The 23,813-nt window shown below is 70.8% G+C and carries 20 protein-coding genes and 1 pseudogene; 7 read left to right on the top strand and 14 right to left on the bottom strand.

The features are described from left to right. Positions 1-69: 69 nt before the first annotated feature. The gene (locus JIX56_RS26390; RefSeq protein WP_257544163.1) at positions 70-618 is read right to left on the bottom strand and encodes a hypothetical protein; all 549 of its coding nucleotides are present in this window, start codon (positions 616-618) and stop codon (positions 70-72) included. Between the two features lie 146 nt (positions 619-764). Further along, on the bottom strand, positions 765-2,081 hold the full coding sequence (locus JIX56_RS26385; RefSeq protein WP_257544161.1) for an MFS transporter: 1,317 nt from the start codon (positions 2,079-2,081) through the stop codon (positions 765-767). Between the two features lie 71 nt (positions 2,082-2,152). Here JIX56_RS26385 and JIX56_RS26380 point away from each other — a divergent pair, with 71 nt between their 5' ends. Next, positions 2,153-3,160, top strand: a complete 1,008-nt coding sequence (locus JIX56_RS26380; protein WP_257544159.1) for a GlxA family transcriptional regulator — start codon at positions 2,153-2,155, stop codon at positions 3,158-3,160. Between the two features lie 601 nt (positions 3,161-3,761). Here the strand turns inward: JIX56_RS26380 and JIX56_RS26375 are convergent. Continuing rightward, positions 3,762-4,334: a class I SAM-dependent methyltransferase gene (locus JIX56_RS26375; RefSeq protein ID WP_257544157.1), complete on the bottom strand. Its 573-nt coding sequence runs from the start codon at positions 4,332-4,334 to the stop codon at positions 3,762-3,764. 182 nt (positions 4,335-4,516) lie between these two features. Between JIX56_RS26375 and JIX56_RS26370 the strand changes: the two are divergent. Then, positions 4,517-4,606, top strand: a pseudogene (locus tag JIX56_RS26370) (XRE family transcriptional regulator); the annotation flags it as partial. A 114-nt stretch (positions 4,607-4,720) separates the two neighbouring features. Here the strand turns inward: JIX56_RS26370 and JIX56_RS26365 are convergent. From JIX56_RS26365 to JIX56_RS26350, 4 genes are all read right to left on the bottom strand, one after another. Continuing rightward, positions 4,721-5,482, bottom strand: coding sequence for a hypothetical protein (locus JIX56_RS26365; protein WP_257544155.1), 762 nt, complete (start codon positions 5,480-5,482; stop codon positions 4,721-4,723). Positions 5,483-5,917: 435 nt separating this feature from the next. Next, complete coding sequence (locus JIX56_RS26360; protein ID WP_257544153.1) at positions 5,918-6,967, bottom strand: Zn-dependent alcohol dehydrogenase; 1,050 nt, start codon at positions 6,965-6,967, stop codon at positions 5,918-5,920. Between the two features lie 16 nt (positions 6,968-6,983). Then, positions 6,984-8,138: an acyl-CoA dehydrogenase family protein gene (locus JIX56_RS26355; protein ID WP_257544152.1), complete on the bottom strand. Its 1,155-nt coding sequence runs from the start codon at positions 8,136-8,138 to the stop codon at positions 6,984-6,986. Positions 8,139-8,370: 232 nt separating this feature from the next. Then, positions 8,371-9,294, bottom strand: coding sequence for an SDR family NAD(P)-dependent oxidoreductase (locus tag JIX56_RS26350; protein WP_257544150.1), 924 nt, complete (start codon positions 9,292-9,294; stop codon positions 8,371-8,373). Between the two features lie 147 nt (positions 9,295-9,441). Between JIX56_RS26350 and JIX56_RS26345 the strand changes: the two genes are divergently transcribed. Further along, entirely contained in the window at positions 9,442-10,383 is a 942-nt protein-coding gene (locus JIX56_RS26345; protein WP_257544148.1) for a cyclase family protein, read from the top strand. Between the two features lie 598 nt (positions 10,384-10,981). On the opposite strand, the gene JIX56_RS26340 is transcribed toward JIX56_RS26345, so the two are convergent. The 4 genes from JIX56_RS26340 to JIX56_RS26325 all read right to left on the bottom strand — a co-directional run bounded on the left by JIX56_RS26340 (position 10,982) and on the right by JIX56_RS26325 (position 15,450). Then, a complete protein-coding gene (locus JIX56_RS26340) occupies positions 10,982-11,545 on the bottom strand; it encodes an ATP-binding protein (RefSeq protein ID WP_257551123.1) in 564 nt (187 codons plus the stop codon). 529 nt (positions 11,546-12,074) lie between these two features. Beyond that, complete coding sequence (locus JIX56_RS26335; protein ID WP_257544146.1) at positions 12,075-12,959, bottom strand: acyl-CoA dehydrogenase family protein; 885 nt, start codon at positions 12,957-12,959, stop codon at positions 12,075-12,077. A 153-nt stretch (positions 12,960-13,112) separates the two neighbouring features. Beyond that, the gene (locus tag JIX56_RS26330; RefSeq protein ID WP_257544144.1) at positions 13,113-14,243 is read right to left on the bottom strand and encodes an acyl-CoA dehydrogenase family protein; all 1,131 of its coding nucleotides are present in this window, start codon (positions 14,241-14,243) and stop codon (positions 13,113-13,115) included. Between the two features lie 13 nt (positions 14,244-14,256). Then, a complete protein-coding gene (locus tag JIX56_RS26325; RefSeq protein WP_257544143.1) occupies positions 14,257-15,450 on the bottom strand; it encodes an amidohydrolase family protein in 1,194 nt (397 codons plus the stop codon). A 248-nt stretch (positions 15,451-15,698) separates the two neighbouring features. Between JIX56_RS26325 and JIX56_RS26320 the strand changes: the two genes are divergently transcribed. Both JIX56_RS26320 and JIX56_RS26315 read left to right on the top strand, forming a co-directional pair. Beyond that, entirely contained in the window at positions 15,699-17,186 is a 1,488-nt protein-coding gene (locus JIX56_RS26320; protein ID WP_257544141.1) for a hypothetical protein, read from the top strand. Between the two features lie 106 nt (positions 17,187-17,292). After that, complete coding sequence (locus JIX56_RS26315; protein WP_257544139.1) at positions 17,293-18,789, top strand: class I adenylate-forming enzyme family protein; 1,497 nt, start codon at positions 17,293-17,295, stop codon at positions 18,787-18,789. 32 nt (positions 18,790-18,821) lie between these two features. Here JIX56_RS26315 and JIX56_RS26310 read toward each other — a convergent pair whose 3' ends face one another. After that, positions 18,822-19,334, bottom strand: a complete 513-nt coding sequence (locus tag JIX56_RS26310; RefSeq protein ID WP_257544137.1) for an EF-hand domain-containing protein — start codon at positions 19,332-19,334, stop codon at positions 18,822-18,824. A gap of 173 nt (positions 19,335-19,507) precedes the next feature. Next, positions 19,508-19,915, bottom strand: coding sequence for an STAS domain-containing protein (locus tag JIX56_RS26305; RefSeq protein ID WP_257551122.1), 408 nt, complete (start codon positions 19,913-19,915; stop codon positions 19,508-19,510). A 463-nt stretch (positions 19,916-20,378) separates the two neighbouring features. Between JIX56_RS26305 and JIX56_RS26300 the strand changes: the two genes are divergently transcribed. Together JIX56_RS26300 and JIX56_RS26295 are read left to right on the top strand one after the other, a co-directional pair. Next, positions 20,379-20,960 carry a sigma-70 family RNA polymerase sigma factor gene (locus tag JIX56_RS26300; protein WP_257544136.1) on the top strand — a complete coding sequence of 194 codons (582 nt, stop codon included), beginning with the start codon at positions 20,379-20,381 and terminating at the stop codon, positions 20,958-20,960. 173 nt (positions 20,961-21,133) lie between these two features. Next, the gene (locus JIX56_RS26295) at positions 21,134-22,693 is read left to right on the top strand and encodes a zf-HC2 domain-containing protein (protein ID WP_443032066.1); all 1,560 of its coding nucleotides are present in this window, start codon (positions 21,134-21,136) and stop codon (positions 22,691-22,693) included. Positions 22,694-22,822: 129 nt separating this feature from the next. On the opposite strand, the gene purU is transcribed toward JIX56_RS26295, so the two are convergent. Beyond that, entirely contained in the window at positions 22,823-23,704 is an 882-nt protein-coding gene (purU, locus tag JIX56_RS26290; protein WP_257544133.1) for a formyltetrahydrofolate deformylase, read from the bottom strand. Between the last annotated feature and the right edge of the window lie 109 nt (positions 23,705-23,813).

The following is a 23,813-nucleotide window of genomic DNA, read 5'->3' as shown; positions in this document are numbered from 1 at the left end:
GCGGCCCTCGACATGGTCCATGCCCAGCCCCCGCAGACAGCACTCGCCCTGGCCCGCTGATCCTTGCGCCTAGGGCCCTTCCACCACCACCCCACCCACCACCAGCACGCACAACACGCCCAACGTCCCCCACGTGAGAATCGCCGCGCAGGGCTGGACGGGGCGGCCCGCGTCGGCGCGTACGACCGTGTGGTGCGCTGCCAGGGTCGCGGGCAGGACCGCCGCGTAGAGCGCGAGGCCTGCGAGGTGCCAGGCCGGGACGACCGTGGCGGGAAGTACCCACAGGGTGCAGGCCGGCGGGATCCACCACCAGGCGGTGCGGCCGGTGAGCTGGCGTGCGGTCCAGTGGGCGAGCAGTACGGCGGGGAGGACGTAGCCCACGGTCAGTACGGCGGCCGCGAAGAGGATGAGGAGGAGCAGCAGCGGGGAGAGCAGGAGAGCCCCGAAGGACCCCCCGGGCGCGGTCCTCGGCCCCGGGTCGGCGTCGAGCGCGGAGAGGAACAGCGCGGCGCAGACCAGCGCCCCCTCCACCCCCAGCACCGCCATGGACACCGCCGACGGCGCGGCACCCTTGCGGACCGCACCCTCACCCGCCACCCCGGCCGTCACCATGGACATCACCAGCACCCCTCCCCGCCTACAGGGAGTGTGCCCCGGCCGAAACGGTTGCGCTTCCGGGCCCCCCGCCGAAACGGTTGCGCTTCCGGGTCCCCGGCCGAAACGGTTACCCCGCGCGGCCCCCGGTCGAATCCGCGGCGCGTCGGTCAGGCGACCGCCGCGCTCGCCGTCCCGGCCGGCCGTCGCCGGATCACCAGCGCCATCAGCGCCGCCGCCGCGCACAGCGCGCCCGAGGCGTACCAGACGACGTCGTACGAGCCGAAGATGTCGCGGGCGAGACCGCCGAAGAAGGCGACGAGGGCGGCGCCGACCTGGTGCGAGGCGAGGACCCAGCCGAAGACGATGGCGCTGTCGTCGCCGTAGTGCTCGCGGCACAGGGCCATGGTGGGCGGGACGGTGGCGACCCAGTCGAGGCCGTAGAAGACGATGAAGAAGATCATCGGGAGGTGCACGGCGGGGGCCAGCAGAATGGGGAGGAAGAGGAGCGAGATGCCTCGGAAGGCGTAGTACACGGCCAGCAGGCGCCGGGAATCGTAGCGGTCGGTGAACCAGCCGGAGGCGATCGTGCCGAGGACGTCGAAGACCCCGATGACCGCCAGCAGGGAGGCCGCCGCGGTGATGGGCATGCCGTGGTCGTGGGCGGCGGGGATGAAGTGGGTCTGGATGAGGCCGTTGGTGGAGGCCCCGCAGATCGCGAAGGTCCCGGCGAGGAGCCAGAACGGCCCGGTCCGCATCGCCGAGAAGAGCACCTTCACCGCCCGCCGCGCCGCCCCCGGCACGGGCGCCGGCTTCGGCACGAACTCCTTCGCGCCGTACGGCTTCAGCCCCACGTCCGCCGGATGGTCCCGCAGCAGCAGCCATACGAAGGGGACGACGGCCAGGGCGGCGAGGGCGACGGTGACGGAGGCGGGCCGCCAGCCGCGCTCGGAGACGATCCACGACAGCAGAGGGAGGAAGATCAGCTGCCCTGAGGCGGAGGCGGCGGTCAGGATGCCCGAGACGAGGCCGCGCCGTTCCGTGAACCAGCGGTTGGTGACCGTCGCCGCGAAGGCCAGCGCCATCGAGCCGGAGCCGAGCCCCACCAACAGCCCCCAGCAGAGCATCAGTTGCCAGGGCGAGGTCATCCACACCGTCGTACCGGCCCCGACCGCGATCACCGTCAGCGCGACCGCGACCACCCGGCGGATACCGAAGCGGTCCATCAGTGCGGCGGCGAAGGGGGCCGTCAGGCCGTACAGCGCCAGGTTGATCGACACGGCCGACGCGATCGTGCCGCGCGACCAGTCGAACTCCTGGTGCAGCGGATCGATCAGCAGACCCGGCAGCGAGCGGAAGGCCGCCGCCCCGATGATCGTCACGAAGGTTACGGCGGCGACGAACCAGGCGCGGTGGATCCTGCCGGCGGAGCGCGACTCGGTGGGTTCCTGGCCTGCTGCGACCGTACTGGCGGCTGTCTGGGTCATGCCACCAAGCTTCGGACCTGCGGTGACCGCGAACGAGTGGCCCGAGGGACAGCATTCGTTAGGATCAGGCCATGCCCCAGTCCCTGGCCCGCCACCGCGTCGTCGTCCTCGCCCTCGACGGGCTGCTCCCCTTCGAACTGGGCATTCCGCAGCGCATCTTCGGCAAGGCGCGGGACACGGCCCTGCGACCGCTGTACGACGTCGTCACCTGCTCGGTCCGGCCGCCCGGCCGAGTGGAGACGGACGCCGACTTCGCCGTCCTCGTCCCGAACGGCCCGGAGACCCTCGCCACCGCCGACACGGTCGTCGTCCCCGCCGCGTACGAATACGGCCCGGTCTACGAGGACGGCGTCCTCACCCCCGAACTGGCCGCCGCCCTCGCCCACATCCGCCCCGGCACCCGGCTGGTCTCCATCTGCACCGGTGGCTACGTCCTGGCCGCGGCGGGTCTTCTGGACGGCCGCCCGGCGACCACGCACTGGTACCACGCCGAGCACTTCCAGCGGCTCTTCCCGAAGGTCCGGCTCGACGCGGACGTCCTCTTCGTCGACGACGGCGATGTCCTCACCTCGGCGGGCGTCGCGGCCGGGATCGACCTGTGCCTGCATCTCGTACGCCGCGACCACGGCACCGGCGTCGCCAACGACGTGGCCCGGCGTACGCTCGTACCGCCGCACCGGGACGGCGGACAGGCCCAGTACATCGAACGCCCGCTGCCCGAGCCGCAGACCGCGACGACGACCGCAGCCCGCGCCTGGGCCCTGGGCCGCCTCCACGAGCCGATCCAACTCCGCGACATGGCCGAACAGGAGTCCATGTCCGTCCGCACCTTCACCCGCCGCTTCCGCGAGGAGGTCGGCATCAGCCCCGGCCAGTGGCTCACCCAGCAACGCGTCGAACGCGCCCGCCACCTCCTGGAATCCACCGACCTCTCCATGGACCAGGTGGCCCACGACGCGGGCTTCGGCACGGCCCAGTCGATGCGCCAGCATCTACAGGGAGCACTGGGGGTAACCCCGACGGCGTACCGGCGGACCTTCAGGACAGAGGGGGCTCGACGGTACGAGGGCGCCCCGTGACTCAGCTCCGAGAGTCGGCACGGCCCGTGCCACCCCGCCCTCCCCCGCCTTCCCGGAGTTCACCATCGAAGGTCAGCGGGATCACGTTCCAGGTACCACCGTGCGCGTCCTTGTGATCCCCGGTGTGCCCCTTACCGAGGACGCAGGAAGACGTCTCACTGAAGATCGGAGCCCGGTAGAGCAAGGAGGCCCGGACCCTCCCGCATGTGCCGGTTGTGTCAACGGTCATCGGATCCCACCCCCGACCGGTACTGCGTGGATGTCGCGCGTATCGAGGTCGATGCCGAAGTCCGCAGCCATGACCAGGGCGGCCCGCCTGCTCAATCGGGTGACCCGCTCACGCGCCGCCCAGTAGGGCCGCACCCGAGCCGTATGCGGACCCGTCACCGCCTCGGCGGCTCACACACCCGTGCGGCGCGCGGCCCACTCCCGCGGGCGGCGGTGAGTGCGGCGCGGTGTGGGAGCGGGCGGGAGCGCTCCCAGTCTTCGCGCAGCTCGACACTGAGGGCCCCCGCGCAGAGCCGCGAACTGCAGTGCCATGACGGTTCGCTCCGTCTGCCGGAAACCCGGGATCTGCTGAGACAGGCGCGCAGCCGCGCGGTCAGGCCGCCAAGGCACGGACAAGCATCGTGCCCACTGCCCTGCCGTCTGGAGGGTCGATCAGAGACACGCACACGTGAGAGAAGCCGTGCCCCGTCAGGATGCGCTCCCACTCATCCGGGGTGCGGTCGTGCCGCAGTCCGGCTTTGGCAGGCTTGGGCTCCTGACTGCCTGGAGGCAAATGCGAGAAGGCCAGGATGCCGCCCGGCGCCATACGCGAGCGGATCAGCGGGAGCAGGGTGTCCGGATCGACGAACCACACAGCGCCGAAGATCGAGAGCACTACATCGAATGTCTCGTCCGTCTCGTTCAGGAACGCCGTCGCCTCCGCCGTACGGAACTCAAGGCCCGACAGATCGCCCCAGCGCTCCCGCGCGACCGTCTCGCGGACGGGGGCTACATCCACGCCCAGTCCTGTCGCACCAAGCGTCACCAGATGTGTGAGGTTGCTGCCGCTCCCCGAGCCGAGTTCCAGCACCCGGCGTCCGGCCACGGGACCGAGAACGCTCTCGTTCGGCCCGTGATCGGCGTACAGGGTCCAGTTCAGCCAGGTCGTATCACCCTTGGCGTTCACGGTCCTGCGTGGTTTGCTCCCGACCGCGTATCTGTCCCAGGACTCAGCCAATGACATGCGGTGATCCTTTCCGGCGAGAGGGGCCCACCCTCCAACGTACGGGGGTAGGCCCCAACTCATCTGTTGCTCACTACTACTTCGGCGAGTCGTGACACCCGGCGTGGCACTGGTTGCAGTCGGCAGATGTGAACACGGGCCCGTGGGAGCTGCGCCTACTCGACCGATCGACAGGCCGCGCGAGCATCGAGCGGTACTCGACCACGCCGCAGTGAGGGATCGGGCGCTCCCCCTGGGGGCCGCCCCGTGCGGGCGCCTGGCCGCCGAATCCGCCTCGCCCGGCTGGAAACTGGCAGAGCCGCAAGCCCGCTTTCAAGTTCCCCAAAGCGTCACCACGTTCCCTGCAGGGGCCGGAGGAACGTGGACATCAAGGCGGCGGTGGTGAAGACGACGATGTCGTAGAGGATGTGAACCACGATCGCCGCCCACAGCCCATAGTTGAACAACAGGTAGAACAGCAGCATCCCGATGAACCACGCGTTGACGAGGCGAAAAATGCCCCCAATGCCTTTCTGGTCGTTGTGCATGGCGCGGAAGCCGCCGTTCACCGAGACGATCGCCGCGCCGACCAGCCATTCGTCGCTGGTGAGCTGTGGAGCGAGGATTCCGAGCGTGACCGTGTCGGCCAGTGGCACGAGCACGACCGTGTACAACCACTCCACCAACCCGAATGTGATCAGGTTCAGCAGCGCCAGGCCCGGCGGCGCGCTCAGCAGGAAGAGCCACCGGTAGCGGAGTTCCTCGAAGAATCCCGCGTTCACGCTCTCCCAGACTCCCAGGCCCACGGCGGTGCCGGGTGGGACGAGGCGGGGTATGCCCTGCACGATCGCGATGACGCTGATCAGCAGCGTGACAGCCAAGCCCCAGAGGAACAGGTACCAGGTATCGGCGATCCCACCCGGGATGTCGTTGGGTATCCGCCACACCTCCAAGAACCCGAACGGCTGGTCGATCCAGATCGATCCCACGAGGTAGACGACCGTCACGGAAGCCATGGCGCCCGCGGTGAACTGGGCCTGGAGGAAAGCGGCCCGGAGGCCGATCACGTTGGTCGGCGGGGGTGCGAAGTGCGGGTCGTTGATCCAGGCCATGGCGTCCTCTCGGATGGACAGGTCCGAGATCGCCGACGCAACTGCGGCTCACCACGGTCAGCCGCCGAAGTCGTCCCCCCTCCCGGTCCTTCCAGGGTAGGAGGCGGGCACCGTGGAGACGAGCATTCCGACCTGCCTTTCGCGGCTGTCGGAATTCCCTCAACTCCTCTGGCGAGAAGCGCGGTTCACCGCCCGCGCCGAGCGGCGACATGACCTTGGCCGCCTCTTCGTTCCAGGGCCGGCTCCGTTCGGACATCGGCCGATCGATTTCGGGCTCGGACACTGGCTGCGAAGTCCGGCTGTCGGGGAAGCAGGACGTGGCCGGCGCCTGGCCGCCAAGTCTGGCCCGACTGGTTCGCGCTGGCGAGTGCGCGAGATCGACCGCTTTTGGATCACCCCAGCATCACCACGCGGGGGTACGTGTTCGTGTGGCGGTCAGAAGGTCAGCACCGCCCGTGCCACCCGCCCCTCCCCCGCGTCCTCCGCCGCCTTCGCGAAGTCCTCCACCGGATACGTGGCCGTGACCAGCTCGTCCAGCAGCAGCCGCCCCTCCCGGTACAGCTCGGCGTACAGCGCGATGTCCCGCTGCGGCCGCGACGACCCGTACCGGCAGCCCAGAATCGACTTGTCCAGGTAGAGGGAGGAGACGAGGAAGGACGCCTCGGCGGTGGCGGCCGGAACACCCAGCAGCACGGCCTGGCCCCGCCGGTCCAGCATGTCGATCGCCTGGCGGATGAGTTCGACGCGGCCGACGCACTCGAAGGCATGGTCGGCGCCCGTGGGAAGGATGTCGCGCACGCCCTCCACGGAGGTCAGGAAGTGCGTGGCCCCGAACCGCCGCGCCACCCCCTCCTTCTCCGCGTTGGCGTCCACGGCGACGATCCGCGTGGCCCCCGCGATCCGCGCGCCCTGTACGACGTTGAGCCCGATACCCCCCGCCCCGATCACGACGACGCCGTCCCCCCGGTCGACCCGGGCCCGGTTGAGCACCGCCCCGACTCCGGTCAACACCCCGCACCCGATCAGCGCGGCGGAGGTCAGCGGAATGTCGTCCGGTATCCGTACGGCCTGCACGGCCTTGACCACCGTCTTCTCCGCGAAGGCGGAGTTCGCGGCGAACTGGAACACCTCCCGCCCGCCCCGCGAGAACGGCCGCGTGGGCCGCCCGATCGCCCGACGGCACATGGTCGGCCGCCCCCGGTCGCAGTCGGCGCAGGCCCCGCAGTTGGCGAGGGTGGACAGGGCGACATGGTCCCCAGGCCGGACATGCCGGACCCCCGCGCCCACCGCCTCGACGACCCCCGCTCCCTCATGCCCCAACACCACGGGAACGGGGAAGGGTATGGTCCCGTCCACCACCGACAGGTCGCTGTGGCAGAGCCCGGCGGCCGACACGGCCACCCGCACCTCGCCCGGTCCCGGGTCCCGTACGTCCAGGTCGTCGACGACCTCGGCCCGCGTCCCGTCGAACACCACTCCGCGCATGGCTCCACCCCTCAGCTCAGCCTCTCGGCTCCTTCGGCAGACCGAGCACCCGCTCGGCGATGATCGTGCGCTGCACCTCGTCCGAACCGCCGTAGATGGTGTCGGCCCGGCTGAACAGGAACAGATGCTGGAACGGATCGAGTGCGTACGGCTCCTCCACCGACCACTCCCGTGGCCCGACCGCCGCCCCCGCGCCCCGCACCTCCATCGCCAGCTCCCCGAGCCGCCGATGCCACCGCCCCCACAGCAACTTGGCCACACTCGGCGCACCCGGCTCCGCGCCTCCCTCCAGCCCCCCGAGCGTCCGCAGGGCGTTCCACCGCATCACGCGCAGCTCGGCCCACTGCCGTACGAGACGGTCGCGTACGACGGGATCGTCCGCGGCCCCGCTGTCCACGGCAGCCCGTACGACGTCCCCCAACTCCTTCTCGAACCCGATCTGTTGGGCGAGGGTCGACACTCCGCGCTCGAAGCCGAGGAGCCCCATGGCGACCCGCCAGCCGTTCCCCTCGCCGCCGACCACGTGCTCCGCGCGGGCGTGCGCCCCGTCGAAGAACACCTCGTTGAACTCGCTCGTCCCGGTCATCTGCCGGATCGGCCGTACCTCGATCCGCCCCGGCTGGTCCATCGGCACGAGCAGCAGCGACAGCCCGTGGTGGCGCCTGGACCCCGCCTCGGTACGGGCCAGCACAAAACACCAGTCGGCCTCATGCGCCAGCGAGGTCCAGATCTTCTGCCCGGTGACGCGGTACGACCCGTCCGCCGCCCGCTCCGCCTTCGTCCGTACGCCGGCGAGATCCGACCCGGCCCCCGGCTCGCTGTACCCCTGGCACCAGAGCTCCTCGCCCCGCGCGATCGCCGGCAGAAACCGCCCCTTCTGCTCCTCGCTTCCATAGGCGATCAGGGTCGGCGCCAGCAGCTTCTCCCCGATATGCCCCGACCGCGCGGGCACCCCGGCCCGCGCGTACTCCTCGGCCCAGACAACCTGCTGAATGAGCGTGGCGGTCCGATTCCCGTACCCGCCCTCGCCCCAGCCGATCCCGATCCACCCGGCGGCCCCCAGCGTCCGTTCCCAGGCCCGCCTGTCCTCCCCCACCCCGGCGTGCGCCCCCAGCCACGCCCTCGCTTCCGCCCGGAACGCCTCGTCCTCGTCACTGAACCCGAAGTCCATGCCACCTCCCAGGTGAACACCGCTGATGCCGCCTCGCGCCGCGGGGTAGGCGAGGGGGTGCGTCAGCTGCGGGTGCGTTGTGGTTGCTCGCGCAGTTCCCCGCGCCCCTGAAAAGCAGGGGCTGCGCCCCGTGCTTTTCGGCCCGCAGGGCCGTGTCTTTCAGGGGCGCGGGGAACTGCGCGACCAGCCCCCACACACCCGCACCCGCCAAACCACCCGAACCCCCGAGCCACTAGGCACCCGCGTTCGGCCGCTCCCCGGCGGTCGCCGCCCGAGCCATCCCCTCCACCCGCTCCAACATCGGCATCGGATCCACCCCCACCGCCCCCGGCAGAACCTCCGCGATCCGCTCCGGAGTCCAGCCCCCGTCCGCATACGCCGAGCGCAGCTCCCCCGGCTGCGCCCACACCGCGATCTTCGGCCCGGCGACCGTGTACACCTGCCCGGTGATCCGCTCCCCCCGAGCCCGAGCCCGATCCGACAGCAGGAACACCACGAACGCCGCCACATCCTCCGGCTCACCGATCTCCGTCAACTCGACCGGCACCCCGGCGGACATCCGCGTCCGCGCGACCGGCGCCACCGCGTTCGCGGTCACCCCGTACCGGTGCAGCCCGAGCGCGGCGCTCCGCACCAGCGAGATGATCCCGCCCTTGGCCGCGCTGTAGTTGGCCTGCGAGACGGACCCCTGGTGGTTGCCGCTGGTGAACCCGATCAAGGTCCCGGCCCGCTGCTTCCGCATGACGGCTGACGCGGCCCGGAACACCGTGAACGTGCCCTTCAGATGAGTGGCGATCACCGGATCCCACTCCTCCTCGGTCATGTTGAACAGCATCCGTTCCCGCAGGATCCCGGCGACGCACACGACCCCGTCGATCCGCCCGTACGTCGTGACGGCCGTGTCGACGACCCGCTGTCCGCCCGCCATCGTGGAGATGTCGTCGGCGACGGCGACCGCCTCGCCCCCGGCCGCCTCGATCTCCTTGACGACGGTCTCGGCGACGGAACTGGTGGGCTCGGAGCCGTCGACGGACACGCCGTAGTCGTTGACGACGACCCGCGCCCCCTCGGCGGCGGCGCCGAGGGCGACCGCCCGGCCGATCCCCCGCCCCGCACCCGTGACGGCGACGACCTTCCCTGCCAAGAAGTTTCCCACCCCGGCCCCTTCCCCTCATCGCGGTTCCTGACGGACCGTTAGATCTAACCGGGCCCCGTCAGGCTAGATCTGACGGTCCGTTAGATCTGCTCGCACGGCGATTCTACGACCCGTCAGATACACCCACACAAGCCCCGGGGAGGGCCGATGTCATCGCCCACGGAGTTCACCGCGTTCACCGACATCGCCAAGCGCGTGAACAACTGGGGGCGTTGGGGTCCGGACGACGAGATCGGCACCCTCAACCTGATCACCGACGAGGTCGTACGGGAGGCCGCGGCCGCCGTCCGTTCCGGCCGTCGCGTGCCGCTCGCGTTGCCGCTGCGACAGGACGGCGTGCAGACGGGGATGATGCCGGGCCGGGTGAACCCCCTGCACACCATGGTGCAGATCAACCAGGAGATCTTCGGCCCGGGCACGGTCGCGTGCAGCGACGACGTCGTGACGATGGGGCTCCAGGCGGCCACCCACTGGGACGCGCTGCCCCATGTCTCGCACTCGGGCCGGATCTACAACGGCCGCCCGGCGGACACGATCACCCCGCACGGCGGCGCGACCTTCGCCGGTATCGACAAGGCACGGCACATCGTCTCGCGCGGTGTCCTTCTGGACATTCCGCGAGCCCTGGGCCGTAGCGACGACCGCCTCCCCGGCGATCACGCGGTCATCCCCGAAGACCTGGACGCGGCCGAGGAGTTGGCGGGCACCCGGGTCCGCGCGGGCGACATCGTCCTCGTCCGCACCGGGCAGATCCGGACCTACCTCGCCGGCGACAAGCACGCATACGCCTTCCCGTCACCGGGGCTCTCGCTCCGCGCCCCGGAGTGGTTCCACGCGCGCGATGTCGCCGCCGTCGCCAATGACACCCTGACGTTCGAGATCTTCCCGCCGGAGATCGAGGGTCTGTGGCTGCCGGTGCACGCGCTCCACCTGGTCGAGATGGGCATGCCGCAGGGGCAGAACTGGAATCTGGAAGAGTTGTCCACAGCCTGTGGACAACTTGGGCGGTACGACTTCCTGCTCTCGGCGATGCCCGAGCCGTTCGTCGGCGCCACGGGCACGCCGGTGGCGCCGGTCGCCCTCTTGTGAGCCTCTGTTCCCCGGGTCGGCTGGCGGCGCGCTGCTGCCCGCCCCGAGCACGGCACCGCGCGCCGCCATCCAGCCTCGGCGTACCCGCCCCGCTCCCTGGGCCCAGTCGGGAGCCGACGCCGAAACACGACCCACGCTCGTCGAGGGCCTCCGTCACCCAGACCCTCGTCGTCCCCTCGCGGCGAATCGCTGACCACAAGCGTGATCAAACGGACACGACGCGTCAACACCCGTTCAGGGATCAGCCGGGCAAAACCCGCATGGCGACGGTGCGTACGGAAGCACGTCCCGGCGCACGTTTCGGCTACCCCCGCCGAGCCGCTCACCGCCGTGCGCCGACGCGCAGGCGCGTGCGGCGCCAACGCGACGAGGGTCGGGCGACCCATGCGCCCAATAGCTCGGGAGGACACGACAGACCCGCCTGTCACTGCTGCGGGCAATCGTGCCGCCAAGGGCGGCACGGGTGGGCGCAGCGGCACCCTGCAAGCGCCGGAAAGCACGACCGACCCCCGGCCCACCGCACCCCGGCCCACTGCACACCGGCCCCCGGCCGCCACGAATCAGACCACCTCGCACGAACCAGACCACCTCGCACGAACTAGACCACCTCGTACGCCAACCCCTCGCGCACCGCCAGCCCCTCCCGAGTCACCGCCGCGACCCCCGTCACCGCGCTGCACGCCGGATAGACGGCAGGGGTGACTACCCCGCCCCCCGCAGCCGGCGCCCCACCGGACGCATCCGAGACACCCACCGCCCCGGCCACCCCCGGCACGACCCGGTCCAGCTCGCACCAGATGTGCTTGCCGACGCCCTCGTAGGACCAGCCCCAGCGGTCGGCGAGGACCTCGACGAGGGCAAGGCCACGCCCGCCCGTCTCGTCACCGTCGGCGCACCGCGGTGTCGGCGGGCACGCGCTGGTGTCGGCGACTTCGAGGCGGACCTTGCCGATCGAGCCGTCCCGGAGGCCGGACAGCAGCAACCGCAGCACCGCCGGACGCCCGGTGTGGACGACCGCGTTGGTGACCAGCTCGGAGACGAGGAGGATCAGCGTCTCGGCGAGCGGTTCGTCAACTCCTATCCCGGCCCCGGCGAGCCGTGAACGGGCCCATCTCCGCGCACGACCCACCTCTGAGGGGTCGGGCCGGATCTCCAGCTGCACTTGAAGCACCTGCACCGCTCACACCATCCGAACCGGCGGACACATCGCCGCACGCCCCTCAGGGGCCACGATCGTGGTCATCTGCTGCCTGGCCGACGCCACCGCCGTCGACACCATCGGCACCGGGATCACGGAACGTGATCCCCTTACCGGACAGCATGGTTGACGTACAGTCACCCCAACAAGCGCTTCGGGCATATTCCAGCGCGAAGGAGTACGCATACGGCATACTGTGCGACGCTCATCGCGGGGAGTCGAACAGACCGGAGCGATGAGACTCCGGCCCACTTCACGAGCGGCAGGCACCGCCGGATCCGGGGCCGCCACAGGGGCAACACCGGCTCGGCTCGACCTCTGAACCACTCGCATCCCCCAGAAGGTACCGGAGTACGACTCCGACTCCAGGCCGTGACAAGTCACACCTAGGACACAACCCGGTATCAACGCTCGGTAATTCCGGTATGCCACGTTCCGCGACATTCGGCCGAAGCCCTGCCACACATTTCGCTTCCCATCCTGGTCAGCGCGATCAGCCCGCCTCGGCCAGCAGCTCCCCCGCCAACAACTCCTCACTCTCCGTGATTGATCCGCCACGTTCTGCCCGCACCCACGCGCGCTTCAGACACAGATGTACGTCGGCCTCCCAGGTGAATCCCATACCGCCGTGCACCTGAAGACAGTCGCGCGCGCCGCGCACCGCCGCCTCGTCGGCCAGCAGCCGAGCCGCCGCGATGTCCACCGGATCGGCGGTCACGGCCGCCGCGTACACCGCCGCCCGCGCCACCTCCACCCGCACCAGCAACTCCGCGCACAGATGCTTGACCGCCTGGAACGCCCCGATCGGCCGCCCGAACTGCTCCCGCGTCCGCGCGTGTTGCACCGCCAGCTCACAGGCCCGGACGGCCGTGCCCAACTGCTCGGCCGCGGTGAGCAGCACGAAGAGATCACCCGGGCGGGCAGCAGAGACACCCGCCGGCACCCGGTGCAACGGCGTCAACGGGTCGACCGACCGCAACGCGACCGCCCCGGCCGCGTCCCCCACCACCACATCCGCCTCGTCCAGCCACTCCACCAGCTCCCCACCCCCGACGGCGGTCACCACGACCTCCCCGGTCGCCGCCCCCGGCACGACACCCGCCGCGAGATGCGTGGCCACCAGCGGCCCGGGCAGCAGCACCCGTCCCGCCTCCTCGAACACCAACACCGCCTCCGGCAGCCCGAGTCCGACCCCGCCCTCCGCCTCCGCCAACCGCAACCCGAAGAACCCGGCCGCCCCCAACTCCCGCCACAGCCCCCGGTCCAGCCCACCCCCGTCAACGGCCGCCCACAACGCCTCCGACCCGAAGAGCCGCGCCAACAGCCCTCGCACCCCGTCCCGCAACGCCCGCTGATCCTCGGTCAGTTGAAACCGCATACGGCAACAGCCCCTTATCAACGCCGAGCACGACCTGCCTTTAAGGGGCGCGGGGCTGTATCGACATGCGGCTCCGCCGCGTGGGCGCGATCAGCCACACCCAACCCGCAGCCGCGAATCCACAACACCCCCAGCCCATCAGGCGCCCCACCGTCACCCCTTGGGCAGCCCCAAGATCCGCTCTCCCACGATGTTCCGCTGAATCTCCGACGTCCCCGCCGCGATCGTGTACGACAACGAACTGAGCCGATCAAGAACCCACGGCCGCCCGAGATCGAGCGCACCCGGCCCCAGAACATCCGCGGCCACGTCGTACAACTCCTGACGCACACGCGAGTACCTCAGCTTGAAAACCGACCCCCCCACCCCCGGCACCCCTCCGGAGGCCTCCGCCTCACTCACGTTCCACTGCGTGAGCCGCCACAGCGCCCGGAACTCGGCGTTCAGCCGCCCCAGCCGCCGCCGGACACCGGCGTCGTCCCACCGCCCGTTCACCCGCGCCTCCCGCGCGACCTCCCCCAACACCCGCCGACAGGCGACCACTTCCCCCACGAAGGCGGTCCCGCGCTCGTACGACAGGGTCACCATGGTCACGCGCCAGCCGTCGTTCTCCTCCCCGACCCGGTTGGCGACCGGCACCCGCACCTCGTCGAGGAAGACCTCGGCGAACTCGGTGGAGCCGGCGAGGGTGCGCAGGGGCCGTACGGTCACGCCGGGCGCGTCCATGGGCATCGCGAGCCAGGAGATCCCCCGGTGCTTGGGCGCCGAGGTGTCCGTCCGCACCAACAGCTCGCACCAGTCGGCGACTTCGGCGTGCGAGGTCCAGATCTTCGACCCGCTCACCACGTACGCGTCGCCGTCCCTACGCGCGCGCGTGCGCAGCGCCGCGAGGTCGGACCCGGCGTCCGGCTCGCTGAACCCCTGACACCACACCTCTTCGCCGCGCAGGATGGACGGCAGCCAGCGGGCCCGCTGCTCGGCCGTGCCCTCGGCGGCGATCGTCGGCCCGGCGTGCAGCAGCCCGACGAAGCCCGCACCCACATACGGCGCGCCCGCCTTCTCCGTCTCCTCCAGGAAGATCAGCCGCACGGTCGGGGAGGCGTCCCAGTGGACGTCGGCGTACCCGGCGTCGTACAGCATCCGCTGCCAGCCGAGGTCGTACGCGCGCCGCCCCGGCCAGTCGTCGGGCGACGGCTTCGGCGGCAGCGTCGGCAGCACCTTCGCCAGCCACTCCCGCAGCCGCCCCCGGAACTCCTCCTCCTCGGGGCTGTACGCGAGATCCATTACCCGAGATCCGTCACTTGTCGAAGGCCAGGTCGAGCATGCGGATCGCGTTGCCCCGCATCAGCTTGTAGACCGTCTCGTCGTCGAGGCCCTTCACATGGTCGAGGGCGACCTCCTTCGTGTGCGGGAAGGTCGAGTCGACGTGCGGATAGTCGGTCTCGAAGGTCGCGTTGTCACGCCCCACGACATCCAGCGAAGCGATCCCGTGCTTGTCGCGGAAGAAGCAGCAGAACATCTGCCGGTAGTAGTACGTCGACGGCGGCTCGGGGATCAGGTCCCGCACCCCGCCCCAGGCGCGGTGCTCCTCCCATACGTCGTCGGCCCGCTCCAGGGCGTACGGGATCCAGCCCATCTGCCCTTCGCTGTAGGCGAGTTTGAGGGCCGGGAACTTCACCAGGACCCCGCTGAAGAGGAAGTCCATCATCGAGGCCATCGCGTTGTTGAAGGAGAGCGAGGCCTGGACGGCGGGGGGTGCGTCGGGGGAGGCGGCCGGCATCTGGGAGCTGGAGCCGATGTGCATGTTGACGACGGTCCCGGTGTCCTGGCAGACCGCGAAGAACGGGTCCCAGTAGCCGGAGTGGATGGAGGGCAGGCCGAGGTAGGTGGGGATCTCGGAGAACGTCACCGCCCGGACGCCCCTCGCCGCGTTCCGCTTGATCTCCTCGACCGCCAGGTCGATGTCCCACAGGGGGATCAGGCACAGCGGGATCAGCCGGCCGCCGCTGTCGCCGCACCACTCCTCGACCATCCAGTCGTTGTACGCGCGCACACAGGCCAGGGCGACCTCCTTGTCGTGCGCCTCGGCGAACGTCTGCCCGCAGAAGCGCGGGAAGGTCGGGAAGCAGAGCGAGGCCTCGACATGGTTGAGGTCCATGTCCGCCAGCCGCGCCTTCGGATCCCAGCAGCCGCGCCGCATCTCCTCCCGGGTGATCCCCTCCAGCGTCATCTCGTCCCGGTCGAACCCGACGGCCGCGATGTTCCGCTTGTACGGGAACTTCAGGTCCTCGTAGATCCACCAGTCCGTCGGCTGCCCGTCCGGGTCCATCGTGATCTGGTACTTGCCGGCGATGTACGCGAGCTCGCCGATCCCGGCGGTGAGGGGCTTCGGACCTCGGTCGCGGTACTTCTCCGGCAGCCAGGTGTCGAAGAGGTGCGCGGGTTCGATCACATGGTCGTCGACGCTGATGACGCGGGGCAGTTCGGTCATGGGTTCCCCCACTCGGTTGCCTCAGTTATCCGATTAGAGTATCTGATGGGTCGTCAGATTGCTCCCTGGAACAGGCTCACGTGTTTCTTTTGGCATCCGTAGCGATGCGTTGCCGGTCGATGTCGCCGCGTGTTCGGTATCGGTCCCGGCCTCGGTGTCGCATCTGAGTGCGTGAATCGAATACGTGACCTTTTCACGGGAGCGTCGTTGATCGGATGACAGCACCACGGGCGCGAAGGTGGGGACAGGTGAGCCGGAAGCTGCCGCTCAGCGAGGGCGAAGTGGCCCGGACCGCGTGCGCCCGCGGACTCCTGCGTACGGGTGTGGTGGAAAAGACCGGCGAGGTCCTGTCGGCCGCTGCGCTGACACAGCGGGTCGACTGGGCCGCCGAACCGGTCTCTGGCATGGCCGCCGAACTGCTGGCCGGGCACTGGAACGCCACCGATGTGGACGTGCTCGCCTCGGGTGAGGACGTGGGCGGACGGAAGCTGCCGTCGAACGCGTGGATGGCGCTGCGACGGCTGGGTTGGACGGCCGCCCCGGCCGACGGCGTGAGGGTCAACGACCGGATCGTGCGCATGGCCCAGGAACAGGCCGGGCGCGCCCTGCGCTCGGCACACTGGCGGGCCGAGCTGACGTCCGCGGTCCTTCGGACGTGGCCGTGCGATCCGGGCAGGCGCACACCTGAGGAGTGGGAGCGGGTGCGGGAGGCGGTCCCCGGCGGTCGGCATCTGCCGTCGAGTGTGATCCGCTCCCGCACCCGGCAGATCACCGCCTTCGCCGGCAAGAACGGCCGCCTGCCGACCGGCGTGTTCGAGCTGGAGGCCCCGCCCCGGACGGCGCGGATGCTGCTGCTGTCGGCGTGTGACGGGCAGCAGGCCACCATCGAACGCGGCGAGGAAGACCCGCAACGCGCGCTGCTGCGCCTGAAGTTGCCTACCCGGCCCGACCCGCGCTCCTACCGGGACCGGACCTGGGTAGCCTGCCCCGTCACGCTGCTGCCCACGGTCCCGCCCGGCGCGGTGCTGCACCTGCCCACCCTGCGCATCACGGGCAGCACGGTGCGCGCCGATCTGGCTTACACCCATGCCGTCCCCGGGTCCCGCCGTACCGGCCACATCGTGGCGCTCGGGGTGGACTGGGGCCTGAACACCCTGCTGTCTGCGGGCGCGGCCCGGCTCCACGACGACGGCAGCATCACCGCACTCGGTACAGGAGCCCAGTTCCGAGCCGCACCCCGACCGGGCCGGATGCGGCTGGCAGGGCGACGGCGACCACGGCGCCTGCAACGCATCACCGCACGCGGCCTTGCCCACCAGGCCAGGACCGTCACCGACCGGGCCACCGGGCAGATGATGATCCGCACGGTGGTCGACACACTCGAAACCCAAGCGGTCATCACCCCGACCGCCCAGACCAGCCGGGCCGACCGGTCCAAGACCGGCCCCACCCGGCGGAAACCCACACGCCCCGCGCCCAGGCGACGCAGGGCACCCTCCCCCACCGGCCCCACAAGCCTGGCGGGCAAGCGTCCGGAGGGGCACGCACCAACGGACCGGAGGACACTGCCCCGCGCAGCCCACCGGAACCAGGGCGTGACCACGATCAGCACCCCGACCACCAGCCGACACCGGCCACGAGGAGCAGCACTGGGAGCAGGTTTCCACCTGCACGCTCACGCCCCCCCTCCACAGTGGGCACAACCCATGCCAGACGCTTTGTCTGGCATGGGATGACTGAGCTGATCAGAGACGCTAGTCCCGACCCCCTGGACCGACAAGGCGCCGAGCCCTACGCTCTGCCCACAATCTGACTACCCGTCAGCTTCACGAGGGGGCCGCCGTGAACGACACCGCCCACGCGCTCAGCGAGTCCCGCACGCTCTGGGAGCTGGTCTCCCGCCGCGCCGACCTCACCCCCGACCTGCCCGTCCTCCTCCAGGACGACCGCACGCTGAGCTTCGGCGAGCTGCGTGCCCGCGCCGAGCGGGTGGCGGCCGGGCTGTACGGCATGGGCGTACGCCCCGGCACGGTCGTCGCCTGGCAGCTGCCCACCCGCATCGAGACGGCCCTGCTCTCCTTCGCCCTGGCCCGCCTCGGCGCCGTCCAGTCCCCGGTCATCCCCTTCTACCGCGACCGCGAGGCCGGCTTCGCGCTGCGGGAGTCGAAGGCGGAGTTCTTCGCGGTGCCGGGCGAGTGGCGGGGCTTCGACCACACGGAGATGGCGCGACGGCTGGAAGCGCGGGGCGTCTTCGAGGCGTACGACCGCCTCCCGGACGGCGACCCGTCGGTACTCCCCGCCCCACCGGCCGACGGCACGTCCGTCCGCTGGATCTACTGGACCTCGGGCACCACCTCCGACCCCAAGGGCGTCCTGCACACGGACCGTTCGCTCATCGCCGGCGGCTCCTGCCTCGCCCACGCGCTACGGCTCACCCGGGACGACGTCGGCTCGATCGCCTTCCCCTACGCGCACATAGGCGGCCCGGACTACATGGTGATGCTGCTGCTGTACGGCTTCCCGGCGGTGATGTTCGAGCACTTCGCGCTGCCGGCCGCGCTGGAGGGCTACCGCAAGCACGGGGTGACGGTGGCGGGCGGGTCGACGGCGTTCTACTCGATGTTCCTCGTCGAGCAGCGCAAGCAGCCGGGCGTCCCGGTCGTCCCTTCCCTGCGGCTGCTCGCGGGCGGCGGGGCACCGAAGCCGCCGGAGGTCTATCACTCCGTCGTACGGGAGATGGGCGTGCAGCTCACCCACGGGTACGGCATGACGGAGGTCCCGATGATCACCATGGGGGCGCCGGACGACTCGGTGGAGAACCTGGCGACGACGGAGGGGCGGCCGCCGGCGGGAATGGAGATACGGATCGTGGACGGGGAGGTGCGGCTGAAGGGGGAGGCCGTCTGCCAGGGGTATCTGGATCCGGCGCAGTCGGCGGCGGCCTTCGACGCGGACGGGTTCTTCGTCACGGGCGACCTCGGACATGTCACCGACAGCGGTCACCTGGTGCTGACCGGCCGTCTCAAGGACGTCATCATCCGCAAGGGCGAGAACATCTCGGCGAAGGAGATCGAGGACCTGCTGCACCGGCACCCGGCCGTCCAGGACGTGGCGGTGATCGGACTGCCTGACGCGGAGCGGGGGGAGCGGGTCTGCGCGGTGCTCGAACAGCCGCCGGGGGCCGACCCCCTGACGCTGAAGGAGGTCGGCGACCACCTGCGCGCGGAAGGGCTCTCCGTCCACAAGCTGCCGGAGCAGGTGGAGGTGGTGGACGCCCTTCCGCGCAACGAGACCCTGCGGAAGGTCCTCAAGTACAAGCTGCGCGAGCGCTATGCGTGAACGGCTGTTGACGCACCGTTGTTGGCGAACTGCTATTCGGGCACGGTGAAGTAGCGCGCGAACGCCGTCACGATCTCCGACTCGCTGACCATGCCGTCGGTGTCGGTGTCGAGGGCGGCAGCGGTCGCGGTGGCGATCTGCTCGGGGACGCCGAGGGCCTTGAGGACCCGGGCGGTCTCCGCGACCGTGGCCGTGCCGTCCCCGTCGGTGTCCGCGACGGCGAGGGCCGCGTGCAGGAAGGGGCGGGCGATCTCGGCGAAACGGTCGGGGTTGTCGCGCAGCCGCTTGACCGCGCCGTTCACGAACTCGTCCCGGGTGATGCGCTGGTCGCCGTCCCGGTCCGCTATCCCGGCCATGCCCTGCCAGAAGGCCTCGGCGCCGACGTACAGCGCCTGGCCCTTGTCGGACCGGGCGGTCGTGCCGAACTCGCTGAGAACCGCCTTGGTCGCCACGTTGAAGTCCTCGCGGTCGATCCAGCCGTTGCCGTCCTGGTCGAAGGTGGCGAACCGGGCGGCGATCCTGCGCTCGTACTCGCTGCTGACCATGTCTCTTCGGGCCCGCCTTACGTCAAGTGGGGTGCTTCTCGGACGGAGCGTACGACGTCAGGGCCCGGGGCGGAGCGGGAAAGCGGCGCTTGTACCAAGACTGCGGGAATTCTGGGACAACTGTGTGGCCGCGGTGACGCCGACCGGTGGGGAACGTCATACGTGGGTGCTGTTCAGGCCGACAGAGGGCCGACCTCGTCGTCGGACTCCGTCGCGACCGCCGAGGGGACGTCCGGGTGGACGTCGAAGAGGCGGCGGACGCCGAGTGCGGCGAGCACGCGGTTGACGTGCGCGCCCTCGGCCGGGCCGCCGCCCGCGTGGCCGTCGGCGGGGAGGATCAGCCGGAGATGTCCCCGGCAGGAACGCATCAGCCGCCTGGTGGCGACGAGCACGCCCACACCGCTGGAGTCGCAGAAGACGACGCCGGAGAGGTCGAGGACGAGACTTCGGCGGCCCTCCGCCACCGCCTCGTGCACCCGCTGGCGCAGCACGGGCGACGTCACCAGATCCATCTCTCCCGACACATGCAGCACGGCCCACTCACCGTGCCCGCCATCGGTCACTTCGAACGCCACCGCGATGCCTCTCAGTCGCCGAACCGGAAGCCAATGCACCGCTTCCTGCTGCGCGGCTGCCCCGCCGTCGTTCCATGAAACACCCATGGCCCATCGAAAGCGCGTGGTAAGCGAGCCATTTCAGGGGCCTTTTCGGTGCGATTTCCATCGAGTACGGTCGCATGTGATCGACAATTGATCGTGAACTGATCTGACACGGCCTCAACACGATGGCAAGCCGTCGGATTCGTGCAGGATAGACGCCATACGGTGTCGTACAGGCATACGAAAGGCGGGCAGACGCCCACGTGGGTGGTGTGGAAACAGCTTGCGGAGGAGGTTCATACCACCTTCAACCTTCTGAGGGGCGCACATTGCCATAAAGGGGCGTGCGCGGTCAGCGGTGCCGACTACATTCGGGACGGCAGTGCACACAGGCTGGAACCGGGCATCAGGAACGGCGCAGGTACGAGCAGGGTGAGGGGGCCGCATGGCGACGAAGGACGCACCGCCCCGCTGGGACCGCAGGATGCAGCAGCGACTGGCACACGGCGAGGCGGCGGCACTCGGTGAGTTGTACGACCGGTTCGCGTCCCTCGTGCACGGTCTCGCGCATCGCGTCCTCGGCGACGAGCGGGCCGCCGACTCCCTCACCCGCGAGGTGTTCCTCCACCTCTGGGAGAACCCCGAGGCGTACGACCCCAAGCAGAGCCCCCTGCGCTCCTGGGTCGCGGCACTGACCCACCGCCTGGCCGTGCAGCGGCTGCGCGCCACCGAGACCGCCGCGCTCGCCCGGGGCGGCGAGGGCACCACCGAGGACCTGGAACGCAAGGTCCAGCACGCCTCGGTCGCCGCCCGCGCCGACTACATAGTGCAGGCGATGCCCACGCCGCTGCGCGCCGCCCTGGAACTCGCCTACTTCCAGCGCCGTGACTACCGCCAGACCGCCACCGACCTCGGCGTCACCGAGGACGAGGCTCGCCGCCGCCTCCGCCTCGGCCTCCAACTCCTCTCCACCGCCCATGACACCCGCCCCTCCGGAGCCCCGCCCGAATACGGCGGTGCTCTGTGACCGGCGGGCCGAGCCCCTCGGGGGCCTACGACGAGGAGCCGGACGGCCCGGAGGCCTCGGGGCGGGCGCCGGCGTGGCCCGAGAGCGGGAGGGTGCCTTCGGCCGGGGGGCCACTGAAGGACGGGCCGCCCGACGCAGTCGGTGCTGCGACCAAGGGGCCACTGGACGACGGGCTGGCGGACGCAGGCGGTGCGCGGGAGACCGGCGATTCCCATGGGCCGGAGGGACCAGACGGATCGGAGGGACCAGACGGACCGGAGGGATCGAACGGATCCGACGGGCCGGACTTCGGCGACCCACCAGGCCGCAGTGAGGCGACGGGCGGTGACCGCGACGGGGACCCGGTAGGTCCCGGCGGCCGTGGCAGCGGCCTCGGCGAGCCGTCCGCGCCCGGTGGGCCCCGGGAACCCGACAACGGTGACGGTGGCGGTGGCGGTGACGAGCCGGTCGGGCCTCCGCGTATACCGCTGCCGCGCGCCTCCGTGGAGGACAGCGGGCTGCCCCTGCCGGACCCCGCGCCCGAACCGGCACCGCAGACGCCGCCGGCACCCCCGGCACCCGAGTCGGCCGTACCTCCCTCCCCCGCCCCCCTCGTCCTCGAGCACCGGGTGCTGAAGGCGCTGCTCGGGGCCTGGGCGTTGGCGGTCTGTTCGGCGGAGGAGGCGTTGGCCGTCGAGGAGCACCTCGGGGAGTGCGGGTCGTGTGCGGACGAGGCGCGGCGGCTGCGGGAGGCCGTGGGGCTGCTGCATCCGCCGGAGAGCCTCGATCTCGATCCGTCGCTGCGTACGCAGGTGCTGGACGTCTGTCTGGGCCGGCGTCCGCCGCGCATCCCCGTGCCGCTCTGGGCCGCCCCGTACGACGCCGAGGCCGCGCGGCTGGACGCGTTGCTGCAGGACATCGGGAGCGCGGACTGGCACGCGCCCGTACGGCTGCGCTGGTTCGAGGGCGAGGGGCCGGTGAGCCGTCGTACGACCGTCGCCGGGGTCATCGCCCACCTGCTCACCGTCGACGGCCTGATCGCGCTCGCCCTCGGCCTGGACGACCCGCTGGGCCTGCTCAAGGCGGACCCGGACGACGGCACGCCCATGGCCCGCACCGAGGCGTACTGGAAGGCGTCCCACTTCCCGCCCACCCGAGCCGTCCGCGCGCCCTGGCGGGAGCAGAGCCACGACATCGTCCGCACGACGTCGTTCGCCGACGGCGGCCGCCCGGGCGACTCCGACGGCTCGGGCCTGCTGCCGGTCTCGTACGGCGGCTTCGAGCTCCCCCTGCGGGACGCGATGCTGGACCGGGCGTTCGAGACCTGGATCCACGCGGAGGACATCGCGGAGGCCGTGGACTACCCGTACGAGCCGCCCTCCGGCCGCCATCTGCACAGCATGATCGACCTGGCGGCGCGCATGCTGCCCTCGTCCTTGGCCGAGCGCCGCCGGAACGGGCTGGCGTCCCCGCCCCCGCCCGGCCGCCACCTCGTCCCGGCCGGCACCCCCGGCCGCAGCCTCCGCCTGGAGATCGAGGGCTCCGGCGGCGGCGAGTGGCTCATCCCCCTGGACTCCCCCGCGGCCCTCGGCTCCGCCGACCACGAGGTCGCCCACGTGGCCCTGGACGGCGTCGAATTCTGCCGCCTGACCGCCGGCCACGTCCCCCCGGAGGAGGCGGCCGCGGGCCAGGGCGGCGACAGGCAGGCGATCAGAGACGTCCTGTTCGCGGCGGCGGCGCTGAGCAGGATGTAGCGGAAGGGCTCCTGGTGACCGCCTGGTTCTCAAGGGGCGCGGGGAACTGCGCGATCAGCCACCACGCACCCGCAGCCGCGATCCCGCACGCACCCCCGAGCTACTAGGCGCCCCAGCCCGGCGGAGCCCCTACGCGAAAACGACCGTCCGCCGCCCGTTCATCAGAATCCGACGCTCCGCATGCCACTTGACCGCCCGCGCCAGCGCCTGGCACTCCACATCACGCCCGACCGCGACAAGCCCCTCGGGCGTCACCCCGTGCCCCACCCGCTCGACCTCCTGCTCGATGATCGGCCCCTCGTCGAGGTCGGCGGTGACATAGTGCGCCGTCGCCCCGATCAGCTTCACACCACGCGCGTGCGCCTGGTGGTACGGCTTCGCGCCCTTGAAGCTCGGCAGGAAGGAGTGGTGGATGTTGATGATCTGCCCGTTGAGCTGCTTGCAGAGGTCGTCGGAGAGGACCTGCATATAGCGGGCCAGCACCACCAGCTCGACGTTCTCCTCGCGCACGATCGCCAGCAGCCGCGCCTCCGCCTCGGCCTTGTTGTCCTTGGTCACCGGAATGTGGTGGAACGGGACGTCGTACGACCCGACCAGCTCGGCGAAGTCGGTGTGGTTGGAGACCACGGCCGCGATCTCCACCGGCAGCGCCCCCGTGCTGGCCCGGAAGAGCAGGTCGTTCAGGCAGTGGCCGAACCTGCTGACCATGAGGACGATGCGCATCTTCTCGTCGGCCCGGTTGATCTGCCAGTCCATCTGGAAGGAGTCACCGATCGCCGCGAAGCTGGCCCGCAGCTTCTCCACGCTCACCGGCGCCTCCGCCGAGAAGTGCACACGCATGAAGAACAGACCCGTGTCGTGGTCCCCGAACTGCTGACTGTCCTCGATGTTGCAGCCGGTCATGAAGAGGTAGCTCGACACGGCGTGCACGATGCCCTGCTTGTCCGGGCAGGCGAGGGTGAGGACGTACTGGTCGGCGGGGGCCGCGGCTCGGGTGGACTGCTCGTTCATGCCCGACAGGGTCCCATATGGCGTACCCATGTCGGCAACCGTCCCGAAGACCGGACCACCCGCCCCCGGCAGCCGACGCCCGGTCCGAGCCCCGGCAGCCGGCGGCGAG

Origin of the sequence: Streptomyces sp. CA-210063 (assembly GCF_024612015.1) — a bacterium.
Classification (GTDB): Bacteria; Actinomycetota; Actinomycetes; order Streptomycetales; family Streptomycetaceae; genus Streptomyces.
The sequence above is the reverse complement of the archived record's forward strand: the minus strand, read 5'-3'. Positions and strand labels throughout refer to the sequence as shown.

Excerpts from the sequence above, each read along its gene's own strand:
- purU (WP_257544133.1), bottom strand. The coding sequence starts at position 23,704 with ATGAACGAGCAGTCCACCCGAGCCGCGGCCCCCGCCGACCAGTACGTC.
- JIX56_RS26325 (WP_257544143.1), bottom strand. The coding sequence starts at position 15,450 with ATGACCGAACTGCCCCGCGTCATCAGCGTCGACGACCATGTGATCGAA.
- JIX56_RS26385 (WP_257544161.1), bottom strand. The coding sequence starts at position 2,081 with ATGACCCAGACAGCCGCCAGTACGGTCGCAGCAGGCCAGGAACCCACC.
- JIX56_RS26390 (WP_257544163.1), bottom strand. The coding sequence starts at position 618 with ATGTCCATGGTGACGGCCGGGGTGGCGGGTGAGGGTGCGGTCCGCAAG.
- JIX56_RS26310 (WP_257544137.1), bottom strand. The coding sequence starts at position 19,334 with ATGGTCAGCAGCGAGTACGAGCGCAGGATCGCCGCCCGGTTCGCCACC.
- JIX56_RS26355 (WP_257544152.1), bottom strand. The coding sequence starts at position 8,138 with ATGGACTTCGGGTTCAGTGACGAGGACGAGGCGTTCCGGGCGGAAGCG.
- JIX56_RS26330 (WP_257544144.1), bottom strand. The coding sequence starts at position 14,243 with ATGGATCTCGCGTACAGCCCCGAGGAGGAGGAGTTCCGGGGGCGGCTG.
- JIX56_RS26380 (WP_257544159.1), top strand. The coding sequence starts at position 2,153 with ATGCCCCAGTCCCTGGCCCGCCACCGCGTCGTCGTCCTCGCCCTCGAC.
- JIX56_RS26300 (WP_257544136.1), top strand. The coding sequence starts at position 20,379 with ATGGCGACGAAGGACGCACCGCCCCGCTGGGACCGCAGGATGCAGCAG.
- JIX56_RS26365 (WP_257544155.1), bottom strand. The coding sequence starts at position 5,482 with ATGGCCTGGATCAACGACCCGCACTTCGCACCCCCGCCGACCAACGTG.
- JIX56_RS26345 (WP_257544148.1), top strand. The coding sequence starts at position 9,442 with ATGTCATCGCCCACGGAGTTCACCGCGTTCACCGACATCGCCAAGCGC.
- JIX56_RS26335 (WP_257544146.1), bottom strand. The coding sequence starts at position 12,959 with ATGCGGTTTCAACTGACCGAGGATCAGCGGGCGTTGCGGGACGGGGTG.
- JIX56_RS26360 (WP_257544153.1), bottom strand. The coding sequence starts at position 6,967 with ATGCGCGGAGTGGTGTTCGACGGGACGCGGGCCGAGGTCGTCGACGAC.